Origin of the sequence: Xanthomonas sp. NCPPB 2922 (assembly GCF_041520885.1) — a bacterium.
Lineage (GTDB): Bacteria > Pseudomonadota > Gammaproteobacteria > Xanthomonadales > Xanthomonadaceae > Xanthomonas > Xanthomonas campestris.
The window spans coordinates 222,510-244,305 of sequence record NZ_JBGOFY010000002.1 but is presented as its reverse complement, the minus strand read 5'-3'; the positions used below and the strand labels follow the sequence as shown (position 1 = coordinate 244,305).

At 65.4% G+C, this 21,796-nt stretch carries 23 protein-coding genes; 5 read left to right on the top strand and 18 right to left on the bottom strand.

Annotated features, from left to right (window positions below; genetic code table 11):
* Positions 1 to 65 precede the first annotated feature (65 nt).
* The 7 genes from atpG to ACD584_RS03615 all read right to left on the bottom strand — a co-directional run bounded on the left by atpG (position 66) and on the right by ACD584_RS03615 (position 5,318).
* Positions 66 to 929 (bottom strand): F0F1 ATP synthase subunit gamma, encoded by an 864-nt coding sequence (gene atpG, locus ACD584_RS03645; RefSeq protein WP_011035800.1) that lies wholly within the window; start codon positions 927 to 929, stop codon positions 66 to 68.
* 112 nt (positions 930 to 1,041) lie between these two features.
* Positions 1,042 to 2,589 (bottom strand): F0F1 ATP synthase subunit alpha, encoded by a 1,548-nt coding sequence (atpA, locus tag ACD584_RS03640; RefSeq protein ID WP_011035799.1) that lies wholly within the window; start codon positions 2,587 to 2,589, stop codon positions 1,042 to 1,044.
* Positions 2,590 to 2,636: 47 nt separating this feature from the next.
* Entirely contained in the window at positions 2,637 to 3,164 is a 528-nt protein-coding gene (locus ACD584_RS03635; RefSeq protein ID WP_076036480.1) for a F0F1 ATP synthase subunit delta, read from the bottom strand.
* Between the two features lie 3 nt (positions 3,165 to 3,167).
* The gene (locus ACD584_RS03630; protein WP_011035797.1) at positions 3,168 to 3,638 is read right to left on the bottom strand and encodes a F0F1 ATP synthase subunit B; all 471 of its coding nucleotides are present in this window, start codon (positions 3,636 to 3,638) and stop codon (positions 3,168 to 3,170) included.
* A gap of 112 nt (positions 3,639 to 3,750) precedes the next feature.
* Positions 3,751 to 4,053: a F0F1 ATP synthase subunit C gene (atpE, locus tag ACD584_RS03625; protein ID WP_002814105.1), complete on the bottom strand. Its 303-nt coding sequence runs from the start codon at positions 4,051 to 4,053 to the stop codon at positions 3,751 to 3,753.
* Positions 4,054 to 4,126: 73 nt separating this feature from the next.
* Complete coding sequence (atpB, locus tag ACD584_RS03620; protein ID WP_011035796.1) at positions 4,127 to 4,927, bottom strand: F0F1 ATP synthase subunit A; 801 nt, start codon at positions 4,925 to 4,927, stop codon at positions 4,127 to 4,129.
* Positions 4,928 to 4,952: 25 nt separating this feature from the next.
* Entirely contained in the window at positions 4,953 to 5,318 is a 366-nt protein-coding gene (locus ACD584_RS03615) for a hypothetical protein (RefSeq protein WP_011035795.1), read from the bottom strand.
* A 516-nt stretch (positions 5,319 to 5,834) separates the two neighbouring features.
* On the opposite strand from ACD584_RS03615, the gene ACD584_RS03610 reads away from it, so the two are divergent.
* Entirely contained in the window at positions 5,835 to 6,647 is an 813-nt protein-coding gene (locus ACD584_RS03610; RefSeq protein WP_012439318.1) for a hypothetical protein, read from the top strand.
* 391 nt (positions 6,648 to 7,038) lie between these two features.
* Here ACD584_RS03610 and ACD584_RS03605 read toward each other — a convergent pair whose 3' ends face one another.
* The 6 genes from ACD584_RS03605 to ACD584_RS03580 all read right to left on the bottom strand — a co-directional run bounded on the left by ACD584_RS03605 (position 7,039) and on the right by ACD584_RS03580 (position 14,510).
* On the bottom strand, positions 7,039 to 8,301 hold the full coding sequence (locus tag ACD584_RS03605) for an amidohydrolase family protein (protein ID WP_076036481.1): 1,263 nt from the start codon (positions 8,299 to 8,301) through the stop codon (positions 7,039 to 7,041).
* A 386-nt stretch (positions 8,302 to 8,687) separates the two neighbouring features.
* Complete coding sequence (lpdA, locus tag ACD584_RS03600) at positions 8,688 to 10,523, bottom strand: dihydrolipoyl dehydrogenase (RefSeq protein ID WP_076036482.1); 1,836 nt, start codon at positions 10,521 to 10,523, stop codon at positions 8,688 to 8,690.
* Between the two features lie 16 nt (positions 10,524 to 10,539).
* Entirely contained in the window at positions 10,540 to 11,187 is a 648-nt protein-coding gene (locus tag ACD584_RS03595; RefSeq protein WP_076036483.1) for a hypothetical protein, read from the bottom strand.
* The gene (gene aceF, locus ACD584_RS03590) at positions 11,184 to 12,950 is read right to left on the bottom strand and encodes a dihydrolipoyllysine-residue acetyltransferase (RefSeq protein WP_076036484.1); all 1,767 of its coding nucleotides are present in this window, start codon (positions 12,948 to 12,950) and stop codon (positions 11,184 to 11,186) included. Before aceF ends, ACD584_RS03595 begins: the two co-directional genes overlap by 4 nt.
* Before the next feature lie 126 nt (positions 12,951 to 13,076).
* Entirely contained in the window at positions 13,077 to 13,835 is a 759-nt protein-coding gene (locus ACD584_RS03585; protein ID WP_070691697.1) for a YggN family protein, read from the bottom strand.
* 156 nt (positions 13,836 to 13,991) lie between these two features.
* On the bottom strand, positions 13,992 to 14,510 hold the full coding sequence (locus ACD584_RS03580; RefSeq protein ID WP_044474938.1) for a DNA-deoxyinosine glycosylase: 519 nt from the start codon (positions 14,508 to 14,510) through the stop codon (positions 13,992 to 13,994).
* Positions 14,511 to 14,695: 185 nt separating this feature from the next.
* Here ACD584_RS03580 and ACD584_RS03575 point away from each other — a divergent pair, with 185 nt between their 5' ends.
* A complete protein-coding gene (locus tag ACD584_RS03575; protein WP_076036485.1) occupies positions 14,696 to 15,373 on the top strand; it encodes an OmpW family protein in 678 nt (225 codons plus the stop codon).
* A 95-nt stretch (positions 15,374 to 15,468) separates the two neighbouring features.
* On the opposite strand, the gene ACD584_RS03570 is transcribed toward ACD584_RS03575, so the two are convergent.
* The 5 genes from ACD584_RS03570 to ACD584_RS03550 form a co-directional block, all read right to left on the bottom strand.
* The gene (locus tag ACD584_RS03570; RefSeq protein ID WP_076036486.1) at positions 15,469 to 16,026 is read right to left on the bottom strand and encodes a DUF1453 family protein; all 558 of its coding nucleotides are present in this window, start codon (positions 16,024 to 16,026) and stop codon (positions 15,469 to 15,471) included.
* Positions 16,027 to 16,543: 517 nt separating this feature from the next.
* Positions 16,544 to 17,344, bottom strand: coding sequence for a MetQ/NlpA family ABC transporter substrate-binding protein (locus ACD584_RS03565; protein ID WP_076036487.1), 801 nt, complete (start codon positions 17,342 to 17,344; stop codon positions 16,544 to 16,546).
* Positions 17,345 to 17,547: 203 nt separating this feature from the next.
* Positions 17,548 to 18,240 carry a methionine ABC transporter permease gene (locus tag ACD584_RS03560; RefSeq protein ID WP_175611826.1) on the bottom strand — a complete coding sequence of 231 codons (693 nt, stop codon included), beginning with the start codon at positions 18,238 to 18,240 and terminating at the stop codon, positions 17,548 to 17,550.
* A 2-nt stretch (positions 18,241 to 18,242) separates the two neighbouring features.
* Positions 18,243 to 19,250 carry a methionine ABC transporter ATP-binding protein gene (locus ACD584_RS03555; RefSeq protein ID WP_076036489.1) on the bottom strand — a complete coding sequence of 336 codons (1,008 nt, stop codon included), beginning with the start codon at positions 19,248 to 19,250 and terminating at the stop codon, positions 18,243 to 18,245.
* A gap of 139 nt (positions 19,251 to 19,389) precedes the next feature.
* Complete coding sequence (locus tag ACD584_RS03550) at positions 19,390 to 20,298, bottom strand: DMT family transporter (RefSeq protein WP_076036490.1); 909 nt, start codon at positions 20,296 to 20,298, stop codon at positions 19,390 to 19,392.
* On the opposite strand from ACD584_RS03550, the gene ACD584_RS03545 reads away from it, so the two are divergent.
* The 3 genes from ACD584_RS03545 to ACD584_RS03535 all read left to right on the top strand — a co-directional run bounded on the left by ACD584_RS03545 (position 20,204) and on the right by ACD584_RS03535 (position 21,775).
* On the top strand, positions 20,204 to 20,545 hold the full coding sequence (locus ACD584_RS03545; protein ID WP_181921303.1) for a hypothetical protein: 342 nt from the start codon (positions 20,204 to 20,206) through the stop codon (positions 20,543 to 20,545). The genes ACD584_RS03550 and ACD584_RS03545 overlap by 95 nt on opposite strands.
* A gap of 12 nt (positions 20,546 to 20,557) precedes the next feature.
* Positions 20,558 to 21,043, top strand: coding sequence for a YajQ family cyclic di-GMP-binding protein (locus ACD584_RS03540; protein WP_011038715.1), 486 nt, complete (start codon positions 20,558 to 20,560; stop codon positions 21,041 to 21,043).
* A gap of 171 nt (positions 21,044 to 21,214) precedes the next feature.
* Positions 21,215 to 21,775: a DUF1415 domain-containing protein gene (locus tag ACD584_RS03535; protein ID WP_042594594.1), complete on the top strand. Its 561-nt coding sequence runs from the start codon at positions 21,215 to 21,217 to the stop codon at positions 21,773 to 21,775.
* Positions 21,776 to 21,796 lie beyond the last annotated feature (21 nt).

The following is a 21,796-nucleotide window of genomic DNA, read 5'->3' as shown; positions in this document are numbered from 1 at the left end:
TCGGGAATGGGAAGATCAAGCGCTGCTGCCTCGACCATTCCCGATTCTCCATTCCCTATTCCCGGCTATACGGCTGCCGCGCCGCTGACGATTTCCGAAATTTCCTGGGTGATCGCCGCCTGGCGCGCCTTGTTGTAGACCAGTTGCAAGGTGCCGATCATCTTGTTGGCGTTGTCGCTGGCGGCCTTCATGGCCACCATGCGCGCGGCGTGCTCGGAGGCCACGTTTTCCAGCACGGCCTGGTACACCAGCGACTCGATGTAGCGCGTCATCACGTGCTCCAGCACGGTGGCGGCATCGGGTTCGTACAGGTAGTCCCAGTCGTGATGCGCCACCTTGTGCTCGGCGGCCGGAAGCGGCAGCAACTGCTCGAAGCTGGCCTTCTGCGTCATGGTGTTCACGAAGCGGTTGTAGACCAGATACACGCGGTCCACCTTGCCCTCGGTGAAGGCATCCAGCATCACCTTGATCACGCCCACCAACTGCTCGATGTGCGGGCTGTCGCCTAGATGCGTGACGCTACCGACCATGTTGACCTTGATCCGGCGGAAGAACGCCGAGGCCTTCTGACCGATGGTGACCACGTCGATCTCGGCACCCTTGTCCTGCCACGGGCGCACTTCGCCCAGCATCTTGCGGAACAGGTTGTTGTTCAGACCGCCGGCCAGGCCGCGGTCGGAAGAGATCACGATGTAGCCGACCCGCTTGACCTGCTCACGCTCCACCAGGAACGGATGCTGGTAGTCGGTGCTGGCCTGCGCCAGATGCCCGATCACCTGCTTCATGGCCTGCGCGTAGGGACGCGAGGTCTTCATGCGTTCCTGCGCCTTGCGGATCTTGGAGGCCGAGACCATTTCGAGCGCGCGCGTCACCTTGCGGGTGTTCTGCACGCTCTTGATCTTGGTTTTGATTTCGCGTCCGCCTGCCATACTCGCTCGCTTCGCTCACTTAGTGGGAATGGGGAATCGTGAGTGGGGAATTGGCACAGCCAACCCGCTTTGACGATTCCCGATTCTCTATTCCCGATTCCCGCAGCTGGACTTACCAGCTGCCCGTGGTCTTGAACTCTTCGATGCCCTTCTTGAACGCGGCTTCGATGTCGTTGTCCCAACCGCCGGTGGTGTTGATCTTGGAGACCAGCTCACCCTGGGTGTTGGCGAAGTGCGCGTGCAGGCCTTCTTCGAACGCCAGCAGCTTGTTGACCGGCACTTCATCGAGGTAACCCTCGTTGACGGCATAGATCGACAGCGCCTGGTTGGCGATGGACATCGGCGCGTACTGCTTCTGCTTCATCAGCTCGGTGACGCGCTGACCGCGCTCCAGCTGCTTGCGGGTAGCTTCGTCCAGATCCGAGGCAAACTGCGCGAACGCCGCCAGCTCACGGTACTGCGCCAGCGAGATACGGATGCCGCCGGACAGCTTCTTGATGATCTTGGTCTGGGCCGCACCACCGACGCGCGACACCGAGATACCGGCGTTCACGGCCGGACGGATACCGGCGTTGAACAGGTCGGTTTCCAGGAAGATCTGGCCGTCGGTGATCGAGATCACGTTGGTCGGCACGAACGCGGAGACGTCGCCGGCCTGCGTTTCGATGATCGGCAGCGCCGTCAGCGAACCGGTCTTGCCGGTCACCGCACCGTTGGTGAACTTCTCAACGTACTCCTCGGACACGCGCGCAGCGCGCTCGAGCAGACGGCTATGCAGATAGAACACGTCGCCCGGATAGGCTTCGCGGCCCGGCGGGCGCTTGAGCAGCAGCGAGATCTGGCGGTAGGCCACGGCCTGCTTGGACAGATCGTCGTACACGATCAGCGCGTCTTCGCCGCGGTCCATGAAGTATTCGCCCATGGTGCAGCCAGCGTAGGGGCTGATGTACTGCATCGCGGCCGATTCGGACGCGGTCGCCGCCACCACCACGGTGTGCGCCAGCGCGCCGTTTTCTTCGAGCTTGCGCACGATGTTGGCAACGGTCGAGGCCTTCTGGCCGATCGCCACGTACACGCACTTGATGCCGGTGCCCTTCTGGTTGATCACCGCATCGATCGCCAGCGCGGTCTTGCCGGTCTGGCGGTCGCCGATCACCAGCTCGCGCTGGCCACGGCCGATCGGGATCATCGCATCGACCGACTTGTAACCGGTCTGCACCGGCTGGTCGACCGACTTGCGCCAGATCACGCCCGGGGCCACACGCTCCACCGGTGCGGTCTGGGTGGCGCCCAGCGGGCCCTTGCCGTCGATCGGCTCGCCCAGTGCGTTGACCACGCGGCCCAGCAGCTCAGGGCCGACCGGCACTTCCAGGATGCGGCCGGTGGTCTTGGCCACGTCGCCTTCGCGCAGGTTCTCGTAATCGCCCAGCACCACCGCGCCTACCGAATCGCGCTCCAGGTTCAGCGCCAGGGCGAAGGTGTTGTTCGGCAGTTCGATCATTTCGCCCTGCATCACGTCGGCCAGGCCGAAGATGCGCACGATGCCGTCGGACACGCTGGTCACGGAGCCTTCGTTGCGCGACTCGGCGGACAGCTTGACCGCCTCGATGCGGGTCTTGATCAGGTCGCTGATTTCGGAGGGGTTGAGCGTGGTTGCCATCGTTCAGTCCTAGGTGCCGGCCGCGAGGGCCATGCGTTTATGTGAATTCAGTGGGCGAGCGAGTTCTGCAGGCGCGCAAGCTTGCCCTTCAGCGAGCCGTCGATGACCATCGCGCCGGTGTCGATCACCGCGCCGCCGATCAGCGAAGCGTCTACCGCGGTGGTGACATCCACCTCGCGGCCGAAGCGCTTCTTCAGCGCGGCAGTGATCGTGGCCAGCTCGGCCGGGCTCATGTCGGTGGCCGAGGTCACCGTCGCTTTCACGACGTGCTCGGCTTCGGCACGCAACTGCTCGTACAACCCTGCAATTTCCGGCAGCAGGGCCAGCCGTTGTGCATCGGCCAACAGGCCGAGAAAACGCTGATAGTCCGCTTCGGCAGCCGGCGGCGCCAGCAGCGTCACCGCCTGATTCTGGTGCAGCGCCGGATTCAGCAACAGCGCAGCCACGCGCGGATCGCCGGCGACCTGCGCCGAGAACGCAAGTGCATCGGACCAGGGCGCGAACTTGCCGCCCTCACGCGCAATCGCGAATGCGGCACGGGCGTAGGGACGGGCAAGTGTGAGGGCCTGGCTCATCGATCAGATCTCCGCTGCCAGTTCGTCGAGCAGTGCCTTGTGGGCAGTGGCATCGATTTCGCGCTTGAGCAGCTTTTCGGCACCGCTGACAGCCAGCGACGACACCTGACGGCGCAGTTCCTCGCGGGCACGGGTGGCCGATGCGTCGATTTCGGCCTGGGCCAGATCCTTCTGACGGTTGGCTTCGGCAATCGCTTCGAGCTTGGCCGCTTCGATGATCTGATTGGCGCGCGCGTGGGCCTGGTCGATGATCTCGTTGGCCTTGGTGCGTGCGTCCTTCAGCGCCTCGTTGACCTTCTCCTGCGCCTGCGCCAGATCCTTCTGGCTCCGGTCGGCCGCAGCCAGACCTTCAGCAATCTTTTGCTGACGCTCTTCGATCGCCTTCAACAGCGGCGGCCAGATTTTGGTCGCGACGATCCAGATCAGACCGGCGAAGGCCAGCGCCTGGGCAAAGATGGTAAGGGTGATGTCCATGGGTCGCTCAATCGCTCTTTAGGGGTGAAAGCGCCACCGCATGGCGACGCTTTCCGACCTTCATCCGCGGACGCAACCACCATGGCTGCGTCCACATCCTGCTACCGCTGGATCAGCCGGCAGCCTGCGACAGACGCTCGATGAACACCTGGGCCAGCGGGTTGGCGAAGGCGAACAGCAGGCCGACAGCGACGCTGATGATGAACGCGGCGTCGATCAACCCGGCGGTGATGAACATGCGGACCTGCAGCACCGGGATCAGTTCCGGCTGGCGAGCGGCAGATTCCAGGAACTTGCCAGCCATGATGGCCAGACCGAGGCCGGCACCCAGCGCGGCCAGGCCGATCATGATGCCGACGGCGAGGACGGTGGAGCTCTGGACTTGGGCGAGGTTGGTCAGGACGGCGAGGTACATGGTGATCTCCGAACGAAAGTTTCTAAGGGTGATGGATGAATCGGGATAAAGCGGATGAAGGGTGAAACGAAACTCAGTGACTGTCTTCCGCAAGGCTCAGGTACACGATCGACAGCATCATGAAAATGAAGGCCTGTAGCGGAATCACCAACAGGTGGAACAGCATCCAGCCGAGGCCGAATACGCCGCCGGCAACCATGCCGGCGATGCCCGCACCGCCCAGCACCCAGATCAGCAGGAAGACGATCTCGCCGCCGAACATGTTGCCGAACAGTCGCATCGCCAGCGAAATCGGCTTGCTCAGCCACTCGACGATGTTCAGGAGCAGGTTGAACGGCATCATCCACTTGCCGAACGGCGCCGTGAGGAATTCCTTGGTCATGCCGCCCACGCCCTTGGAGCGCAGCGAGAAGACGATCATCAGGAAGAACACGCTGATCGACATGCCCAAGGTGGCATTGACGTCGGCGGTGGGGACCGGCTTCCAGGCGTGGATGCCAGCCCAGCCCAGCGGGATGGCGATGAAGTCGGCCGGGATCATCTTGATGAGATTCATCAACAGGATCCAGAAGAAGATCGTGATCGCGATCGGAGTCACCAGCTTGCTGGTGCCGTGATAGGTGTCCTTGGCCTGGCGATCGACAAATTCCAGGCAGATCTCGACAAACGCCTGCCACTTGCCCGGCACGCCGGCAGTGGCATTGCGCGTGGCCATCCAGAATGCGAAGACCATCACCAGGCCCATCAACACAGCCATGACCAGGGTGTCGACGTGAATGGTCCAGAACGTGCCGCCGCCATCCCGCACCGGATAAACCAGGTTCTGCAGGTGGTGCTGGATATAGGAGGTAGGTGTTGCTGCCTCGCCCGCCATGTGTCCGGAGCCCTTTAAGTTCGAATCAACGCCTGGCCAGAGCCAGAACCTGAAAAATCAGCCCGATGGCGATACCCGCCAACAAGGCCAGAGGAGGCAGCCGCCACAGGGCAAAGCCCAGCGCCAGCGCCACGAAAACCAACACCCACTTCAGCACCATCGCCAGAATCAGACGGACCATGGCAATGCCCGCCGCCTGGATGCCGCCCCCCAGCGCCGTCCGCGCCGCCACCCAGCCGCCCAACACCGTCGCAAACCCGGTCAATGCCAGACCGGCAGAGTAACGGGGCCCCATCAGCAGCAACCCCAGACTGGTTATAGCTACAGCGGCAAGCGGATATACCGCAGCGCGCAGCATCAACCGCCGACCCGCGTCAACGGAGTTCAGCACTACGGGTACCTTGCGTGTGGATGGGTGGGAAGCGCAGATGCGCCTCGTCGAGCCGCGAAAGTATAGCAATTGGACAAATTGCGAGACAACCGGGAGAAGTCATGAACTTATTGCGACGCACCATGCCGGTGCCACGCAACGGGAGGAACTTTGCCACAAACCGGCTGTCAGAACCTGCGAGGCCTGCACATCCTCGTCGAAAGGTTCCACTGCAGGCTGCGTCTAGGAGCCCTGGGAGACCGGGGCTCCTGCTTTTATGACGCATTTTGTCGCACCCCCACTTTCCCACCTCCGGTCCAATCCGCCGACCTCCGCGGCGGTGTGACAGCGCTCAGACACCACAATGGTGCGTATTGACCCGGATGTCGCGGGACAGACAAAGCGGACCGTTTTGTCCGATTGCTAGGAAGTTCTTCACTTCGGTACCACAACGCTTTCACTTTTGGTGGACGCGCTTTTACCGATAGTGCGCGCCACAGGCCCGATCGCCTGCCTTCCAAGAATACGGAGCTCCCCATGAAACACCTGCTCGCACTGGCCATCCCGTGCGTTTTGGCCGCTGCCTATGCCGCGCCTGCCCACGCCGAAGATACCGATGATCGCTTCCAGATCCGTCTTGGCGCGATGAACATCGATAACGACAACACCCTGCGTGGCAACACCGTGGTGGCTGGCAACGAAATCTCCCTGGACCAGGATTTCGATTTCGGTGGCAAGGAGTGGGAGCCGCGCATCGATGGCGTGTTCCGCATGAGCACCCGCCAGCGCTTGATCTTTGACTACTTCAAGTACGACAAGGATCGCCGCGAGACCCTGGGCGAAGACGTCAGTGCCGGTGGCTTCACCGTGCCGAGCGGCAGCTTCATCAAGGGCGAGCTCAAGTACCAGGTGGCCAGCCTGGTGTACGACTACTCGGTCGTCGACAGTCCGGAATTCAGCCTGGGCCTGCAGATCGGCGCCGAATACGCCAAGGTCGAGGCCAACGCCTACGCCGACCTGGGTGACGTGTTCACCGGCGACGTGCTCGACGAGAGCGAAGACGGCGTGGCACCGGTGGTGGGTATCCGCTTCACCGCACGTCCGAGCGAGCATTGGCTGTTCAACGTGCAGGGCCAGTACCTCAACACCAGCTGGGGCGATTTTGGCGACTACTCGGGCGACCTGAGCCGCGCCAATGCGATGGCCGAATACCGCTTCACCAAGAACTTCGGCATCTTCGCCGGCTACGACTGGTTCAAGCTCGACGTCGACCAGCGCGGCAGCGATGGCCTGATCGGCCTGAAGCAGGAGTTCAAGGGCCCGGTTGCAGGCGTGACGTTCGCGTTCTGATCTGCGCTGCACCCGTGTGACGCAACGCCCCGCCTTGTGCGGGGCGTTGTCGTTTTGGTGTCTGCATCTGCGTCTGCGCGCTACTCCAAGCGCTGCGTGCAGCATGCGCAATGCGCGACTGCTGCGTAAACCAGGGATGCGCATATGCGCGCCTCACCGCATACCCCCTGCTTGCCTGCCGCCTGCTTGATGACGTGATCGCAGCGCTACCACTAGCGGCTACCTGGGTATCCAGACTGATGGAAACCCGCACCACTGCACGTGCCACACACTGCGCGTGCTGCGCGATAGATCGATGCTCGCGGGCAGAGCATCACGCGCTCATGCACTACACCGCACTGCCGCACTGCACTGCCCCGTAACACCGCAGCGCAGCATCAGTTGCAACGCTTCAATCGGCGACGCGTTCGCCGCCCTTGATCACGCTCTCCACCTGCATCAGCACACTCACGTCCTGCAGCGGATCGCCGCTTACCGCGATCAGATCGGCATGGCGCCCCGGCGCGATGGCGCCGACGTCGGTACTGCGCCCCAATGCATCGGCGGCGTCTACGGTGGCGGCGCGAATCGCCTCCAGCGGGGTCATGCCCCACTCCACCATCTTGGCGAACTGGCGCGCGTTGTCGCCGTTGGGATACACGCCGGCATCGCTACCGAACACCAGCCGCACGCCGGCCGCATGCGCAGCACGAAAGGTCTCGCGTTGCTTGCGCCCGATCTGGCGCTCCTTCTCCAGCGACTCGGCAAACAAACCGTTCTTTTCGCCCTCGGCCAGGATGTAGTCGTCGTTGTAGATATCCATCGAAAACCAGGTGCCGTGCGCCTTGGCCAGCTTGAAGGATTCGGCATCGGCCAGGCTGGCGTGCTCGATGGTGTCGGCACCGGCACGGATCGCATCGTTGATGCCGGCGGTGCCATGCGCATGCACGGCGACCTTCAAGCCCAGGCGATGCGCCTCGTCCACCAGCGCGCGCATTTCCTCCAGGCTGTATTGCTGCCCGCCAACGCTGTCGGTCTTGGACAGCACGCCGCCGGTACCGCAGAACTTGATCACTTCTGCGCCGTACTTGCGCAGCGTGCGCACCGCGGCGCGGATCGCGTCCGGGCCATCGGCGACTCCGGGGCCGCTGACCTTGACCGAGGGCGGGAATTCGGTGGCATCGCAGTGGCCGCCGGTGGCGCCGATGCCATAGGTGGCCGGCACGATCCGCGGGCCAGGCACGGTGCCGCGCTCGATCGCCTGCTTGAGCGCGACATCGTCATAGTTGAGCGAGCCGACATTACGCACCGTGGTGAACCCTGCGCGAAGCGTCTTGGCGGCATTGGCCACGCCCACCACGGTCCAGAAATTGTCGGTGTATTCCAGGCCCTTGTAGCCGCCCAACGTGGGATCCACGGTGAGATGCACATGCATGTCGATCAGCCCGGGCAACAGCGTGCGCTCGCCCAGGTCGATGCGCTGCGCCTGTGGTGGCAGCGGGTCGCCCTGGCGACCGACACGCGTGATACGGCCGGCGACGACGTCGATCTGCGGGCGCTCCACATAGCGTCCTGTCTGCACATCCAGCAGGCGGGCGGCGGTGATGACGGTGGTCTGGGCGTGCGCGCTCAGCGACGTGCACGCGCAACCTGCGGCGACCAGCAACGCTGACATCCTTACCTTGACCATCCGTTGTCTCCCCAGACGCGAACCCGGTGTCCGCGGCTCGATGGTGCAAGCGCGCTGCCTGGCGTGCAAGCTGCGCTGCGGGGTCATGTTGGTGGTTGCAGCATCGCGGTTGCAGTAGCGTCGCACGATGCTGCGGTGATGGAGCCACATTCGCGCACGCAGTGGCGCCAGCGCGTGGCAGCACGCGCCACTGCTCGCGCAGGATGGGCAGGACGCGCCCAACGCTGCCCTTGCCGATACCGGCGCACATCACGCGTGCGCTGGCATCCGCCGTGGAGTCGACCTTCGAATCGGTTACGCGCAGGTATGCCTGCCTAACGACAAACGCCCCGCAATGCGGGGCGCTGTCAGCACACAAGACGCGGTGCGGCTTACTTCTTCTTGGGAATGTACAGATCGGTGATGGTGCCGTCGTACACCTCGGCCGCCATGCCGACCGACTCGCTCAGGGTCGGGTGCGCATGGATGGTGTGGCCGATGTCTTCGGCTTCGGCGCCCATCTCGATGGCCAGGCCGATTTCGGCAAGCAGATCACCGGCATGCACGCCGACGATCGCACCACCAATGATGCGGTGAGTCTCTTCGTCGAAGATCAGCTTGGTGAAGCCTTCGGTGCGGCCGATGCCGATCGCACGGCCGCTGGCGGCCCACGGGAACTTGGCCACGCCCACCTTCAAGCCCTTGGCCTTGGCCTCGGTTTCGGTGACGCCCACCCAGGCGATTTCCGGGTTGGTATAGGCAACCGACGGAATCACCCGCGCCACCCATTCCTTCTTCTCGCCGGCAGCCACTTCGGCGGCCAGCTTGCCCTCGTGGGTGGCCTTGTGCGCCAGCATCGGGTTACCGACGATGTCGCCGATGGCAAAGATGTGCGGCACGTTGGTGCGCATCTGCCGGTCCACCGGGATAAAGCCGCGTTCGGTGACGGTGACGCCGGCCTTTTCAGCGCCGATCTTCTTGCCGTTGGGCGAGCGACCCACCGCGACCAGCACGCGATCGAAGGCGGTCGCCTGCAGACCAGGCTTTTCGCCTTCGGTGGCCGCTTCGAACGACACCGTGATGCCCTTGGCATCGGCGCTGACGTCGGTGGCCTTGGTCTTGAGATGGACCTCCACGCCCTGCTTCTTCAGGCGGTCGGCCAGCGGCTTGACCAGGTCCTTGTCGGCGCCCGGCATCAGCTGGTCCATGAACTCCACCACGGTGACCTTGCTGCCCAGCGCGCTGTACACCGTGGCCATTTCCAGGCCGATGATGCCGCCGCCGACCACCAGCAGGGTCTTGGGAATGTCGTGCAGTTCCAGCGCGTCGGTGGAGTCCATCACGCGCTTGTCGTCCCACGGGAAGTTGGGGAGCTTCACTGCCTGCGAACCGGCCGCGATGATGCAGTGCTCGAAGCGCAGCAGCTGGGTCTTGCCGTCGTCGCCGACGATCTCCAGCTCGTTGGGCGACACGAACGACGCCACACCGGTGACGGTGCGCACCTTGCGCTGCTTGGCCATGCTGGCCAGCCCGCCGGTGAGCTTGCCGACCACTTTTTCCTTGTACTCGCGCAGCTTGTCCAGGGTGATCTTGGGCTGGCCGAAGTCCACGCCGAAGTCGCCGGCGTGGGCCACTTCATCGATCACCGCGGCGGCGTGCAGCAGCGCCTTGGACGGGATGCAGCCGACGTTGAGGCAGACGCCGCCCAGGCTGGCGTAGCGCTCGATCAATACCGTGTCCAGGCCGAGGTCGGCGGCACGGAACGCGGCGGTATAGCCGCCAGGGCCGGCGCCGAGCACCACCATCTTGCATTCGATATCGGCGGCCTTGCCGCTGGCCAGCGCCGGCTTGGGCGCGGCCGGTTCGGCCGGGGCGCGGTGCGACGGGGTCACCGGCGGCTTGCTGCCGGGTGCGGCGGCCGCGGGGGCCGCAGCAGGCGCAGCGACCTTGGTCTCGGCCTTCGGCGCGGCGGGTGCGGCAGCGGCCTCGCCTTCGGTCTCCAGCAGCAGTACCACTGCGCCTTCGGACAGGTTGTCGCCAATCTTGACCTTGAGTTCCTTCACCACACCGGCGGCCGAGGACGGCACCTCCAGCGTGGCCTTGTCCGACTCCAGCGTCACCAGGCCCTGGTCCTTGACCACGCTATCGCCAACGGCGACCAGCACTTCGATGACGGGGACATCGCTGTAATCGCCGATGTCCGGAACCTTGATTTCAATGACCGCCATTTGCTTCTCCTGTGGCTTAACCGGCGGTGCCGGCAAGCGTCTGCTGGAGTTCATCCAGCGACGATTCGATTTGGGTCCAGCGCTTGTCGCGCTTCTTTTCCTTGCCTTCGCTGGCTTCGATCAGCAGCGCGGCCTGCTGCAACAGCAACTCGCCAACGCCGCAGCTCGGGCGCGTGCCGCTGTAGCGCACGCCATCGACCAGGAACGACAGCACTTCGCCTTCGGTAACCGGTGCGGTCTGGCCGCTCGGTGCGAGCTGGGTCAGTGCCGTGGTCCAGCTGCCGACCAGGCGTTGCGCCAGCGCCGCCGGGATCGGGATCTCGACGGTTTCAGGGGTCTGTTCGGTGCGGAACTGCACCGCGCCGCGGTCGGTCTGGCTGACCCAGCTGTAGACCTGCTCGTCGGCACGGCTGAAGCGCACCGTCCAGTCGCTGCCGGACTTGCCCGGCACCAGCGCGATGCCGCTTTCGACACCACGCGTGGGCAGGGTCAGCAACGACAGCATCGGCTTGGCGCCGCCATCCAGCAGCGTGGTCACCGCGCTGCCGTAGTTGCCCACCGCCGGCGGCCAGCCGCGGCCCAGCGTGCTGGCGCACTCACGTGCGGCCGCAGACGACCACGGCAGCACACCCAGCAAGGCGAGCGTCAGCAGCGCTGCTCTCACAGCAGGACGCGTCGCATGTCGGCGAGCACCTGGCTGAGATAGGTGGTGAAGCGCGCGGCAAGCGCGCCGTCGATGACGCGGTGGTCGTAGCTCAACGACAACGGCAGCATCAGCTTCGGTGCGAAGTCCTTGCCGTTCCAGACCGGCTGCATCGCCGACTTGGACACGCCCAGGATCGCCACTTCCGGTGCATTGATGATCGGCGTGAACGCGGTACCGCCAATGCCGCCGAGCGAGCTGATCGAGAAGCAGCCACCGCTCATGTCGGCCGGGCCCAGCTTGCCGTCGCGCGCCTTCTTGGCCAGCTCGCCACTTTCCTGCGCGATCTGCAGCACGCCCTTCTTGTCGACGTCGCGGATCACCGGCACGACCAGGCCGTTCGGCGTGTCAGCGGCAAAGCCGATGTTGATGTACTTCTTCAGCGTGAGGTTTTCGCCGGCCGCATCGAGCGAGGCGTTGAACTCGGGAAACTTCTTCAATGCCGCGGCGCTGGCCTTGATGAGGAAGGCGAGCATGGTCAGCTTGATGCCAGCCTTCTCGTTTTCCTTGTTCAGCGCCACGCGCAGGGCTTCGAGGTCGGTGATGTCGGCCGATTCGAACTGGGTGACGTGCGGAATCATGGCCCAGTTGCGCGCCAGGTTCGCACCGGAAATCTTCTTGATGCGCGACAGCGGCTGGGTTTCGGTTTCGCCGAACTTGCTGAAGTCCACCTTCGGCCAGGCCAGCAGGTTCAGGCCGTTGCCACCACCGGCCGGTGCGGCACCGGCTGCGGCAGGCGCGCCGCCGCTGAGTGCGGCCTTGACGAAGCGCTGTACGTCTTCACGGGTGATCCGGCCGCCCTTCTCGCTGCCCTTGATCTGGTTCAGATCCACGCCCAGCTCGCGCGCGAACACGCGCACCACCGGGCTGGCATACGGCACCTTGGACGGCAGCACGCTGTCGGCATCGAAGGTCACCGGCGGGCTGCTCGGGGTGCCGGACGCTGCCTGGGCCGGCTGCGATGCCGCGGTGGAACGGGCCGACTGCACCTGCGCGATCTCGCGCTGGGCCAGCTTGTCCGGCTCGGCCGGGACGGCGACCGGCTCGACCTTGCCGGCGGTTTCAGCGGTGTCGGTGGTGGGCTTGGCCGGGGACTGCGCCGCACCGGCGCCGCCATCGCTGGCAGCGATGATCGCCACCAGATCGCCCTGCGACAGGCTGTCGCCGACCTTGACCTTGAGTTCCTTGATCACGCCGGCCACCGACGAGGGCACTTCCATCGTGGCCTTGTCCGATTCCAGCGTGACCAGGCTCTGGTCCTTGGCGACGGTGTCGCCCACCGCCACCAGCACTTCGATCACCGGCACGCCGCTGTAGTCGCCGATGTCCGGCACACGGGCCTCGACCTGACCGCCGTCGGACGATGCGGCAGGCGCGGCCGGCTCGGCCTTGGCAGCCTGCGCAGGTGCGGCAGCAGGTGCAGCCTTGGCGGGCGCAGCGGCAGGCGCTGGCGCCGCAGCCGTCTCGGCACCGGCATCGGCATCGGCTACTTCGATCAGCGCGACCAGCGCGCCCTGCGACAGGCTGTCACCGACCTTGACCTTGATCTCCTTGACCACGCCGGCCACCGACGAGGGCACTTCCATCGTGGCCTTGTCCGATTCCAGCGTGACCAGGCTCTGGTCCTTGCTGACCGTATCGCCGACCGACACCAGCACTTCGATCACCGGGACATCGCTGTAGTCACCGATATCGGGGACAAGTGCTTCCTTGATTTCGGCCATACGGGAACTCCGGCAACAGAATGGGGAAACCCCTATTGTGGCCGGCCGGGAGCCGCAGCGCCAACCATTGCCGCGGAAAAAATCGCACGCGTGGCGGGATGCAGCGTCCGCGCAGGGGCTGCACGCTTACTTGGCAGGGCGTCGATCCACCTGCAACAGCTGCAACGGCGCGCCTGACGGCAGACGATACGCCAGCGCATTGTCCAATGCGTCCAGCGCCTCCATCCGCGTGCACAACTGCTGCGCACGCGGCCGCAGCGCGCGCGCCTGCGGCTCGACCAGCCGCTCGATGCGCTGCTCCAGGCCGTCGAGCGAGCGCAGCTGCGTACCGTTGCCGGTCATCGCCGCCTGCACCGTGCTGGCCACTACATCGCCGATCAGTTGCGGCAGCATCTCCGCCACCAGCGTGCCGATTTCATCGTCGATATCCACCGGCGTCAGCTGGCTTTTGCCGAAGCTCTGCTTCAGGCGCAGGTCGACCTTGTCGCGCACGCTGGCCAGCTGCGTCCGGGTGGCCGACGGATCCCGGCTGAAGCCGGCCGCCACTTCGCCGAGCGCGGTGATGGCGATATCGGCCGCCTCGCGCCCGACCTCCTGCGCCAGCGGCACCACGGCGCGGGTCTGCTGTTCGAACTGGACCAGACGGTTGCGATCGTCGTCGCTCAACGTCACCCAGCGGTCGTCGACGAAAAGCGCGCCCTGGCGCATGACCAGCCGCTGCGGCGTGCCGCTGTCGCGGATCAGGATCAGGCTGCGCGGATTGAGCGTGAGGTCGTAGTCCGTGTTGACCTCGCAGTGCAGCTCATCGGCACTGGCCACACCACCGGCCGCGGCCAGGCAGGCACCCAGTGCGATGGCGAACGTGGTCCGGTATGTGATTGCCATGCAGTCTCTCCCTATGTGCTGTGGCCGATGATGCGCAGCGCGCCGCCGCTGCGCGTGTGCCTAAGGCAGGCATGACTTCTGGCGGCGGGATGGTGCTGCATGCGCGGTGCAAACGCGCTGAGAACGTCCGCGTGAGCGATATGCCACGCCTTCCAGCTAGCGCAGCGCATCGCGCACGGGCTGCCACGCCGCGCACAACCGCGGCAGCGACCACGCAGCATTGGCCGGGCTGGTCGAGGGCACGGCCTGCACCGGTAGGCGCGTCAGCGGCGGCGACAACGCCGGTTGCACGTGGCGGCGCCACGCCTGCGCGGCGGCACTGCCGTTGCACACCACAAGGCGCAGCTGCGGCAGCGTGGCCAACCGCTCGGGCAGCGGATTCACCACGATGCTGCCCGGCACGATCGCCGCATCCAGGCTGCCGCGGCGTGCGCATTCGCCGATCACATCCCAGAGCCCGACACCGCGCTCGGCCAGTTGCTGCAGACGTGCGTCATACGGCGCGTCTGCATCGATGCCGAGCAATTGCTGCATCACCGGCCAGAAGCGATTGCGTGGATGTGCATAGTAGGCATGCGCATGCAATGAAGCGCTGCCGGGCATCGATCCCAGCACCAGTACACGGCAATCCGCGGCAATTTCTGCGGGCAATCCACGCAACAGCGGTGTTTGCATCGTCACGGCGAACGCATCTGCGTGAATGCACTTTCAGCGTTAAATCCAGCAATCACGGTCTTCTCGGGAAAGTTCCTGAACAAACGAAATTTTAGCGAGCCGCAGGTGGGCGTGGATTCAGATTTTCAGGAATAGCTTTGGCGCGGCCCACTCCAAGGGCCTAACAATAAGACGAGGAGACCCTCATGCGTTCCATTTCCATCCTGAGCCTGGCTGCTGTATCCGCACTTGCGATTGCACCGTCCGCGTTCGCGCAGGAGGCCACCTACACCGGTGACACCTCTTCGACCGCCATGTCCAGCAGCAGCGACACTGCATCCGGCAAGCATTGGGCCGTGGTCGGCGGCGTTGCGCTGATCAAGCCGAAGAACGACCCGGCTCCTGGCCTGGACGTCGACGGCGGCCCGGCGCCGACCCTGAGCGCCAGCTACTACATCAATGACAACTGGGCCGTTGAACTGTGGGGCGCAGCCGACAAGTTCAACCACCGCGTCAACGCCGATGGCGTGGGCAAGGTGGGCACCGTCGAGCAGCAGCCGATCGCCATCAGCGGCCAGTACCACTTCGGCCAGGCCGATAACGTGTTCCGTCCGTTCGTGGGCGTGGGCTACTACGAGTCGAACTTCAGCAACGAGAAGATCGACGCAGCCTCCACCACCGGTCAGCACGTGGGCCTGGATACCGCCAAGGGCGTGATCGGCACCGTGGGCGTGGACATGAACATCAACTTCACCTGGTTCGCACGCGCTGATGCCCGTTACATGCGTTCGCGTCCGGAACTGCGTGTGGGTGGTGCCGGTACCGGCAGCGAGCTGGAACTGGATCCGTGGACCGTCGGCTTCGGCGTCGGCGCTCGCTTCTAAGCGCAACGCCCAGGCAACACGCGGGTGTATGAAAAAACGGGCCTTCGGGCCCGTTTTTTTTTGCGCTCACGGATGCTGCGATCGCGCAATGCGATTCAGCGCCAATAGACGCTGCCACGCAGGCGGGCGCTGCGCCAGCGCCACCACAACAAGGTGGCATACGCCAACGCATAACCCAGCAACACACCGGCCGCGCCAAGCAGGCTGGCGTGGCTGAGCCAGCCTTCCACCGGCCACGGCACGCCTTGCCAGGTACTGCGCCAGCCCTGCACCAGGCCGGCAACGATTCGCACCAGGACCAAGCCGGTCAGCGCGAGCACCAGCCACAGGTTGGGCCGGTAGAACAGGCCCTGCGTGGTGCGTTCGAAGCAGGTCAGGCGCAGCGCCACCACTCCCAACACCAGCCCGCAGGCCCAGCCAAATGCGGCATGGCTGATCGCCCCCGGCCAGAACGCTGCGGCAATCAGCGTGAACACCACGAACAGCACGCTGGAGACCGCCGCCGAGACCAGGTTGATCAGCAACAGCCAGCCGCGTGCCTGCCGGCGGGCGGTGCCGACGCGGAAGCGCTGCAGCAACGACAGCGGGAACAGCACCGCGAACACCGCCAGGGCGATGATCACGGCTAATGGAATGGCAAGCAGGAGGGGCATCAGGAGAGTATCGGTAGCGCAGTGTGAGGAAGGGTGTCGGCTGGTTTGCGAACCGCCAGGTGCAATGGAACCCGATGCGGAGTGTGGTGCGTGTCGACATGCGCGTGCGGCAGGTCAGTCACAGATGGCGCAGCCGCTGCGGGCTGCGCCGATCAGCGTGTCGATCGATGCATCCATTGCAGAAAGTTCTGGCAGTGGTTTTGCGGAGCATCTGGACAGTGACGCTGTTGCAGGGCTTGCCCGCCACTACCGCAGCGCACGCCGCACGTACATCCCTGCAGGCTCCTTGACGGCACCCATGCCGCCAAAGGTGACGCGATGGTGGGGCAAGGCCAGTCGCAATGGTCGTGCGCACACGTTCAAGCAACGAACGTGCTGCGTTTGGCGCTCAGCAACCGGTTGGCAGGCGATGGCTGTTATCCGCGGCACTGCAGCGCAAGGCTGCGGGCGCGATGCTGGCAATCGCCATCGCGCGTCCTGCCCGCACGTGCGGTTACGGCGCGCGCATCACCTGACTTCAGAACGCCGGCAGCACCGCGCCCCTGTACTTCTGCTCGATGAAAGCCTTCACTTCCGGGCTGGTCAGTGCCTTGGCGAGCTTCTGCACGCGCGGATCGTCCTTGTTGTCGGCACGGGCGACCAGGAAGTTCACGTACGGCGAGTCCTTGCTTTCGATCGCCAGAGCATCGCGGGTGGGATTGAGCCCGGCGTCGAGCGCGTAATTGGTGTTGATCAGGGCCAGATCCACCTGGTCCAGCACGCGCGGCAGCATCGCTGAATCGAGCTCGCGGAATTTCAGCTGCTTGGGGTTGTCGACGATGTCGCGCTGGCTGGACAACGCGTTGCTGGGATCCTTGAGTTTGATCACTCCGGCCTTGTCGAGCAGGATCAGCGCGCGGCTGTTGTTGCTCGGGTCGTTGGGAATGACCACGTCCGCGCCGCTGGGCAGGTCGGCCAGCGACTTGAAGCGCCGCGAGTACGCGCCGAACGGTTCGATATGCACGCCCACCACGGTCACCAGCTGGCTCTTGCGGTCGCGGTTGTAGGCGTCCAGGTAGGGCTCGGTCTGGAAGTAGTTGACGTCGATCTGCTTCTGCACGACCTGGTCATTGGGCTGCACGTAGTCGTTGAACACGCGCACGTCCAGCTTCACGCCGTCCTTGGCCAGCAGCGGTTCGACCACTTCCAGGATTTCGGCATGCGGGACCGCGGTGGCGGCCACGGTGAGGGTGTCACCGCCACTGCTGCCACCGCCGCCGCAGGACGCCAGCGCCAGCGTGGCGGCAGCCAGAAGAGAACGAAACGCAAATGTGCTCATGTAGGGATCCGTGGGAGGAGGAGGACCGCGGCGCCGCCGCAGACGACAAACCTAGCAGACCGCCCGCGCCGGGGCGATGCAGACGCGGGCCTGCCGGACTGCGGCAGCGCACGCGCCCAAACTGGCGGCGGTGGCGCACCCTGCCCCGTGCGGGCCAGCGATGGCCCCGAGGGCATCGGCCGCCGCCCTGCAGGCCACGGGCTTCAACGGCGGCTGTAACGCGCCACTAGGCGGTCGCCGAGCATCTGCAGCAACTGCACCAGCACCAGCAATGCGATGACGGTGATCAGCGCGACATCCGAATGCGAGCGCAGATAGCCTTCGCGGTAGGCCACATCGCCCAGGCCGCCGGAGCCGATTGCACCGCCCATGGCGGTGAAGCCGATCAGCGCGATGGTGGTGACGGTGGCGCCAGCGATCAGGCCGGGCCGCGCTTCGGGCAGCAGCATGCGCCAGACCAGCTGGCCGGTGGTCGCGCCCATTGCCTGGCTGGCCTCGATGATGCCGCGGTCCACTTCGCGCAGGGCGGTTTCCACCAGCCGCGCATAGAAGGGCGCCGCACCGACGACCAACGGCAGGATCGCGCCGCGCACGCCCAGCGAGGTGCCCATCAGCATCAGCGTGAGCGGGATCATCGCGATCATCAGGATGATGAAGGGCACCGAGCGCAGCAGGTTGATCACCGCGGCCAGCGCGCCGTACAGCACCGGCCGGCGGCGCAGTTGCGGCGCCCCGCACAGGAACAGCGCCACGCCCAGCGGCAGCCCGATCAGCAAGGTCAACGGCAGCGCGCCGGCCAGCATCAGCAAGGTGTCCAGCGTGGCCTGGCCGATGTCGCCCCACTTGGCGGCATCGAGATTCCGGAAGAAGCCGGGCGCGGCGGCGATGGGCAGCAGGTTCATACGCGCAGGTCCTCGACATGCACACCGGCGGCCACGAACCCGGCACGCGCCGCGTTCTGGTCGCCACCGGTCAGGGCAACGGTGAGCTGCCCGTAGGGCGTGTCCTTGATGCGGTCCACGCGCCCGGACAGGATGTTGTAGTCCACGCCGGTTTCGCGGGCGATGCGGCCCAGGACCGGCTCGTAGGTGCCGTTGCCCAGGAAGGTCAGCCGCACGATGCGCCCGCCCACCGCTTCGAAATCGCGGTGCAGCTCGGCTTCGTCCACATGCTCGGCTTCGGACACGAAGCGCCGCGTGGTGGGGTGCTGCGGATGCAGGAACACCTCCGTCACCGGGCCGGTTTCGACCAGCTTGCCGGCGTCCAGTACCGCAACGCGGTCGCAGACGCGGCGGATCACCTCCATCTCGTGGGTGATCAGCACGATGGTCAGGCCCAGCTCGCGGTTGATCTGCGCCAGCAGCTGCAGCACCGAGGACGTGGTCTGCGGGTCCAGCGCGCTGGTGGCTTCGTCGCACAACAGGATCTGCGGGCGGGTGGCCAGCGCACGCGCAATACCCACGCGCTGCTTCTGCCCACCCGACAGCTGCGCCGGGTACTTGGTGGCGTGCTGCTCCAGGCCGACCCGCGCCAGCAGTTCGGCCACGCGCGCGTCGATATCTGCGCGCGGCGTGCCGGCCAGCTCCAGCGGGAACGCCACGTTGCCGGCTACCGTGCGCGAAGACAGCAGGTTGAAGTGCTGGAAGATCATCCCGACCCGGCGCCGCAGCGCGCGCAGGCCGGTGCTGTTCAGCGCGGTGACGTCTTCGTCGCCAATCAACAGGCGCCCGCCGGTGGGCTCTTCCAGCCGGTTGATCAGCCGGATCAGCGTGGACTTGCCGGCGCCGGAATGGCCGATGATGCCGAACACCTCACCGGGGCCGATCCGCAGGTCGAGCGGATGCAGCGCCACGATCTGGCGACCGTCGACGGTGTAGGACTTGTGCAGGCGCTGGAACTGGATCACCGCGCGGGACCGATTGGGGGGTCGTGAAGCCTACCAGTCAATGTTCACAACCGGGAGTCGGGATTGGGGATTGGGGATTCGCAAGGACAACGGCATTCCTGCTGTTGCCAATCCCGAATGCCGAATCCCGAATCCCCATTTACGGCCTATCCAGCGGCGGCGGCCTGTCGGCCTGCCGGATCCGCTCCCGGCGCAACAAATACAGGCCGCTGGCGACGATGATGCCGGCGCCGGTCCAGGTCCACGCGTCGGGCAGGGTCTGCCACAGCAGCCAGTCCCAGCCGATCACCCAGACCAGCCCGGTGTATTCGAGCGGGGCGATCATCGAGGCATCGCCCCGCATGAAGGCCTGGGTCAGCGCCACCTGACCCAACGCCCCGGCCAGGCCCATGCCGGCGATCAGCCAGGCGTGCTCGGCGCGCAACGGCACCCAGTCCCGGATGGCCAGCAGGCCGGCGCCGATCGCCATGAACAGCAGGAACCACACCACCATCGCCTGCGGGGTGTCGGTGCGGGTCAACAGGCTCACGGTGATCGCGGCGATGGCATAGGCGGTGGCCGCCAGCAGCACCATCAGGCCGGGCAGGGAGATCAGCCCGTTCACGCCCGGCCGCAGCACCACGATCACGCCGACCAGGCCGATGGCAATGGCCGTCCAGCGCCGCGGCCCGACGTGTTCGCCCAGCAGCGGCACCGATAGCGCGGCCACCAGCAACGGCGCGACGAAATACAGCGTGTAGGCGGTGGACAGCGGCATGCGCTTCAGCCCGTAGACGAAGCAGCCGATCATCACCATGCCCAGCACCCCGCGCAGCAGATGCAGGCCCCAGCGCACCGGGATGATGGCGCGCGGCCCGGCGGTGGCGAACACCCACACCAGCACGAACGGCAGCGACGCCGCGCCGCGCAACAAGGTCACCTGCAAGGGCGGGTAGCTGGCCGACAACAGCTTCATGCCGGCATCCATCAGCGAAAAACACGCCACTGCCGCCACCATCCAGGCGATGGCAGGCAACGGGGAACGGGGGGCGGGCGCGGTCAAAGACATGCGGCATTATCGCCGGGGCAGACGGTGGTTCGCGACCGCTGCGGTGCATGCCGCGCCTGCGCTGCCCGAGGTTGCGCAGGGTCTGGGTGGGCGCAATCGCGTGCAGGTACGCGCGGGCTGCATCGTCGATGTACGTGCTTGGCATTCGCGCGCACGCCCATCCCTGCCAGCCGCGACCGGCGCACGCGCCACCGCTGCCCCTGTCATCGCATGCGGGTGGGTCTTAAACTGGCTGCCGATCTTTTGAAGAGGAATTGCCATGCCGTCCTTCGACGTGATTTCCGAAGTCGACAAGCACGAACTGACCAATGCGGTGGATCAGGCCAACCGCGAGCTGGACACCCGCTTCGACTTCAAGGGCGTGGAAGCCAAGTTCGAGCTCGAAGACGGCAAGGTGATCAACCAGTCCGCGCCCAGCGATTTCCAGGTCAAGCAGATGACCGACATCCTGCGCGCGCGCCTGCTGGCCCGTGGCATCGATGTGCGCTGCCTGGAGTTTGGCGATGTGGAGACCAATCTGGCCGGTGCGCGGCAGAAGGTCACCGTCAAGCAGGGCATCGAGCAGAAGCAGGCCAAGCAGCTGGTAGCCAAGTTGAAGGAAGCCAAGCTCAAGGTCGAAGCGCAGATCAACGGCGACAAGCTGCGCGTCACCGGCAAGAAGCGCGACGACCTGCAGGACGCGATCGCAGTGTTGAAGAAGGCCGATTTCGAGCTGCCGCTGCAGTTCGACAACTTCCGCGATTGATGCGGCGTTGAGTGCCTGACTGATGCATCGATGGTGAGTGGGCGGCTGGCGCGCGATTTGCCGTCGCCCCGCTCCGCTGGCAGCAGCAGAGCGAACCGTTACCCGCGCGCGCAGCGCGTGCCCAAAGCCCGATCGCATACACTGGCGCGCCATCACGCTGCTGCCGCCACGATGACCTCCACACCCGACCCCACCGATCCCCTGATCGCCACCCGCCAGTGGATCGAGCGCGCGGTGATTGGCCTGAACCTGTGCCCGTTCGCCAAGGCGGTCTACGTCAAGGAACAGGTGCGGCTGGTGCTCAGCGATGCGAGCACGCCCGAAGCGCTGCTGGAACAGCTGGCCGAGGAACTGGTGCTGCTGCGCGACACGCCGGCCGAGCAGATCGACACCACGCTGATCGTGCACCCGGACGTGCTCACCGATTTCCTGGACTACAACGACTTCCTCGACAACGCCGACGCGGCAGTGGAGGCGCTGGATCTGCAGGGCGTGCTGCAGGTGGCCAGTTTTCATCCGGACTATCAGTTTGCCGGCGCCGCAGCCGATGACGTGGCCAACTTCACCAACCGCTCGCCCTTCCCCACCCTGCACCTGTTGCGCGAAGACAGCGTGGAGCGCGCGGTGGCCGCCTTCCCGGACCCGGATGTGATTGTGGAGCGCAATATCGAAACGCTCGAACGCCTCGGCCGCGATGGCTGGGAGCGGGTGTTGCACGGCGCCGCGCACTGAGGCACCGCGCATGGCCACGCC

Excerpts from the sequence above, each read along its gene's own strand:
- atpE (WP_002814105.1), bottom strand. The coding sequence starts at position 4,053 with ATGTACCTCGCCGTCCTGACCAACCTCGCCCAAGTCCAGAGCTCCACC.
- ACD584_RS03585 (WP_070691697.1), bottom strand. The coding sequence starts at position 13,835 with ATGGCAATCACATACCGGACCACGTTCGCCATCGCACTGGGTGCCTGC.
- aceF (WP_076036484.1), bottom strand. The coding sequence starts at position 12,950 with ATGGCCGAAATCAAGGAAGCACTTGTCCCCGATATCGGTGACTACAGC.
- ACD584_RS03570 (WP_076036486.1), bottom strand. The coding sequence starts at position 16,026 with ATGCCCCTCCTGCTTGCCATTCCATTAGCCGTGATCATCGCCCTGGCG.
- ACD584_RS03545 (WP_181921303.1), top strand. The coding sequence starts at position 20,204 with ATGCCGGCATCCATCAGCGAAAAACACGCCACTGCCGCCACCATCCAG.
- ACD584_RS03580 (WP_044474938.1), bottom strand. The coding sequence starts at position 14,510 with ATGCAAACACCGCTGTTGCGTGGATTGCCCGCAGAAATTGCCGCGGAT.
- ACD584_RS03540 (WP_011038715.1), top strand. The coding sequence starts at position 20,558 with ATGCCGTCCTTCGACGTGATTTCCGAAGTCGACAAGCACGAACTGACC.
- ACD584_RS03630 (WP_011035797.1), bottom strand. The coding sequence starts at position 3,638 with ATGGACATCACCCTTACCATCTTTGCCCAGGCGCTGGCCTTCGCCGGT.
- ACD584_RS03575 (WP_076036485.1), top strand. The coding sequence starts at position 14,696 with ATGCGTTCCATTTCCATCCTGAGCCTGGCTGCTGTATCCGCACTTGCG.
- lpdA (WP_076036482.1), bottom strand. The coding sequence starts at position 10,523 with ATGGCGGTCATTGAAATCAAGGTTCCGGACATCGGCGATTACAGCGAT.
- ACD584_RS03605 (WP_076036481.1), bottom strand. The coding sequence starts at position 8,301 with ATGTCAGCGTTGCTGGTCGCCGCAGGTTGCGCGTGCACGTCGCTGAGC.
- atpB (WP_011035796.1), bottom strand. The coding sequence starts at position 4,927 with ATGGCGGGCGAGGCAGCAACACCTACCTCCTATATCCAGCACCACCTG.
- ACD584_RS03635 (WP_076036480.1), bottom strand. The coding sequence starts at position 3,164 with ATGAGCCAGGCCCTCACACTTGCCCGTCCCTACGCCCGTGCCGCATTC.
- atpA (WP_011035799.1), bottom strand. The coding sequence starts at position 2,589 with ATGGCAACCACGCTCAACCCCTCCGAAATCAGCGACCTGATCAAGACC.
- atpG (WP_011035800.1), bottom strand. The coding sequence starts at position 929 with ATGGCAGGCGGACGCGAAATCAAAACCAAGATCAAGAGCGTGCAGAAC.
- ACD584_RS03550 (WP_076036490.1), bottom strand. The coding sequence starts at position 20,298 with ATGTCTTTGACCGCGCCCGCCCCCCGTTCCCCGTTGCCTGCCATCGCC.
- ACD584_RS03535 (WP_042594594.1), top strand. The coding sequence starts at position 21,215 with ATGACCTCCACACCCGACCCCACCGATCCCCTGATCGCCACCCGCCAG.
- ACD584_RS03610 (WP_012439318.1), top strand. The coding sequence starts at position 5,835 with ATGAAACACCTGCTCGCACTGGCCATCCCGTGCGTTTTGGCCGCTGCC.
- ACD584_RS03565 (WP_076036487.1), bottom strand. The coding sequence starts at position 17,344 with ATGAGCACATTTGCGTTTCGTTCTCTTCTGGCTGCCGCCACGCTGGCG.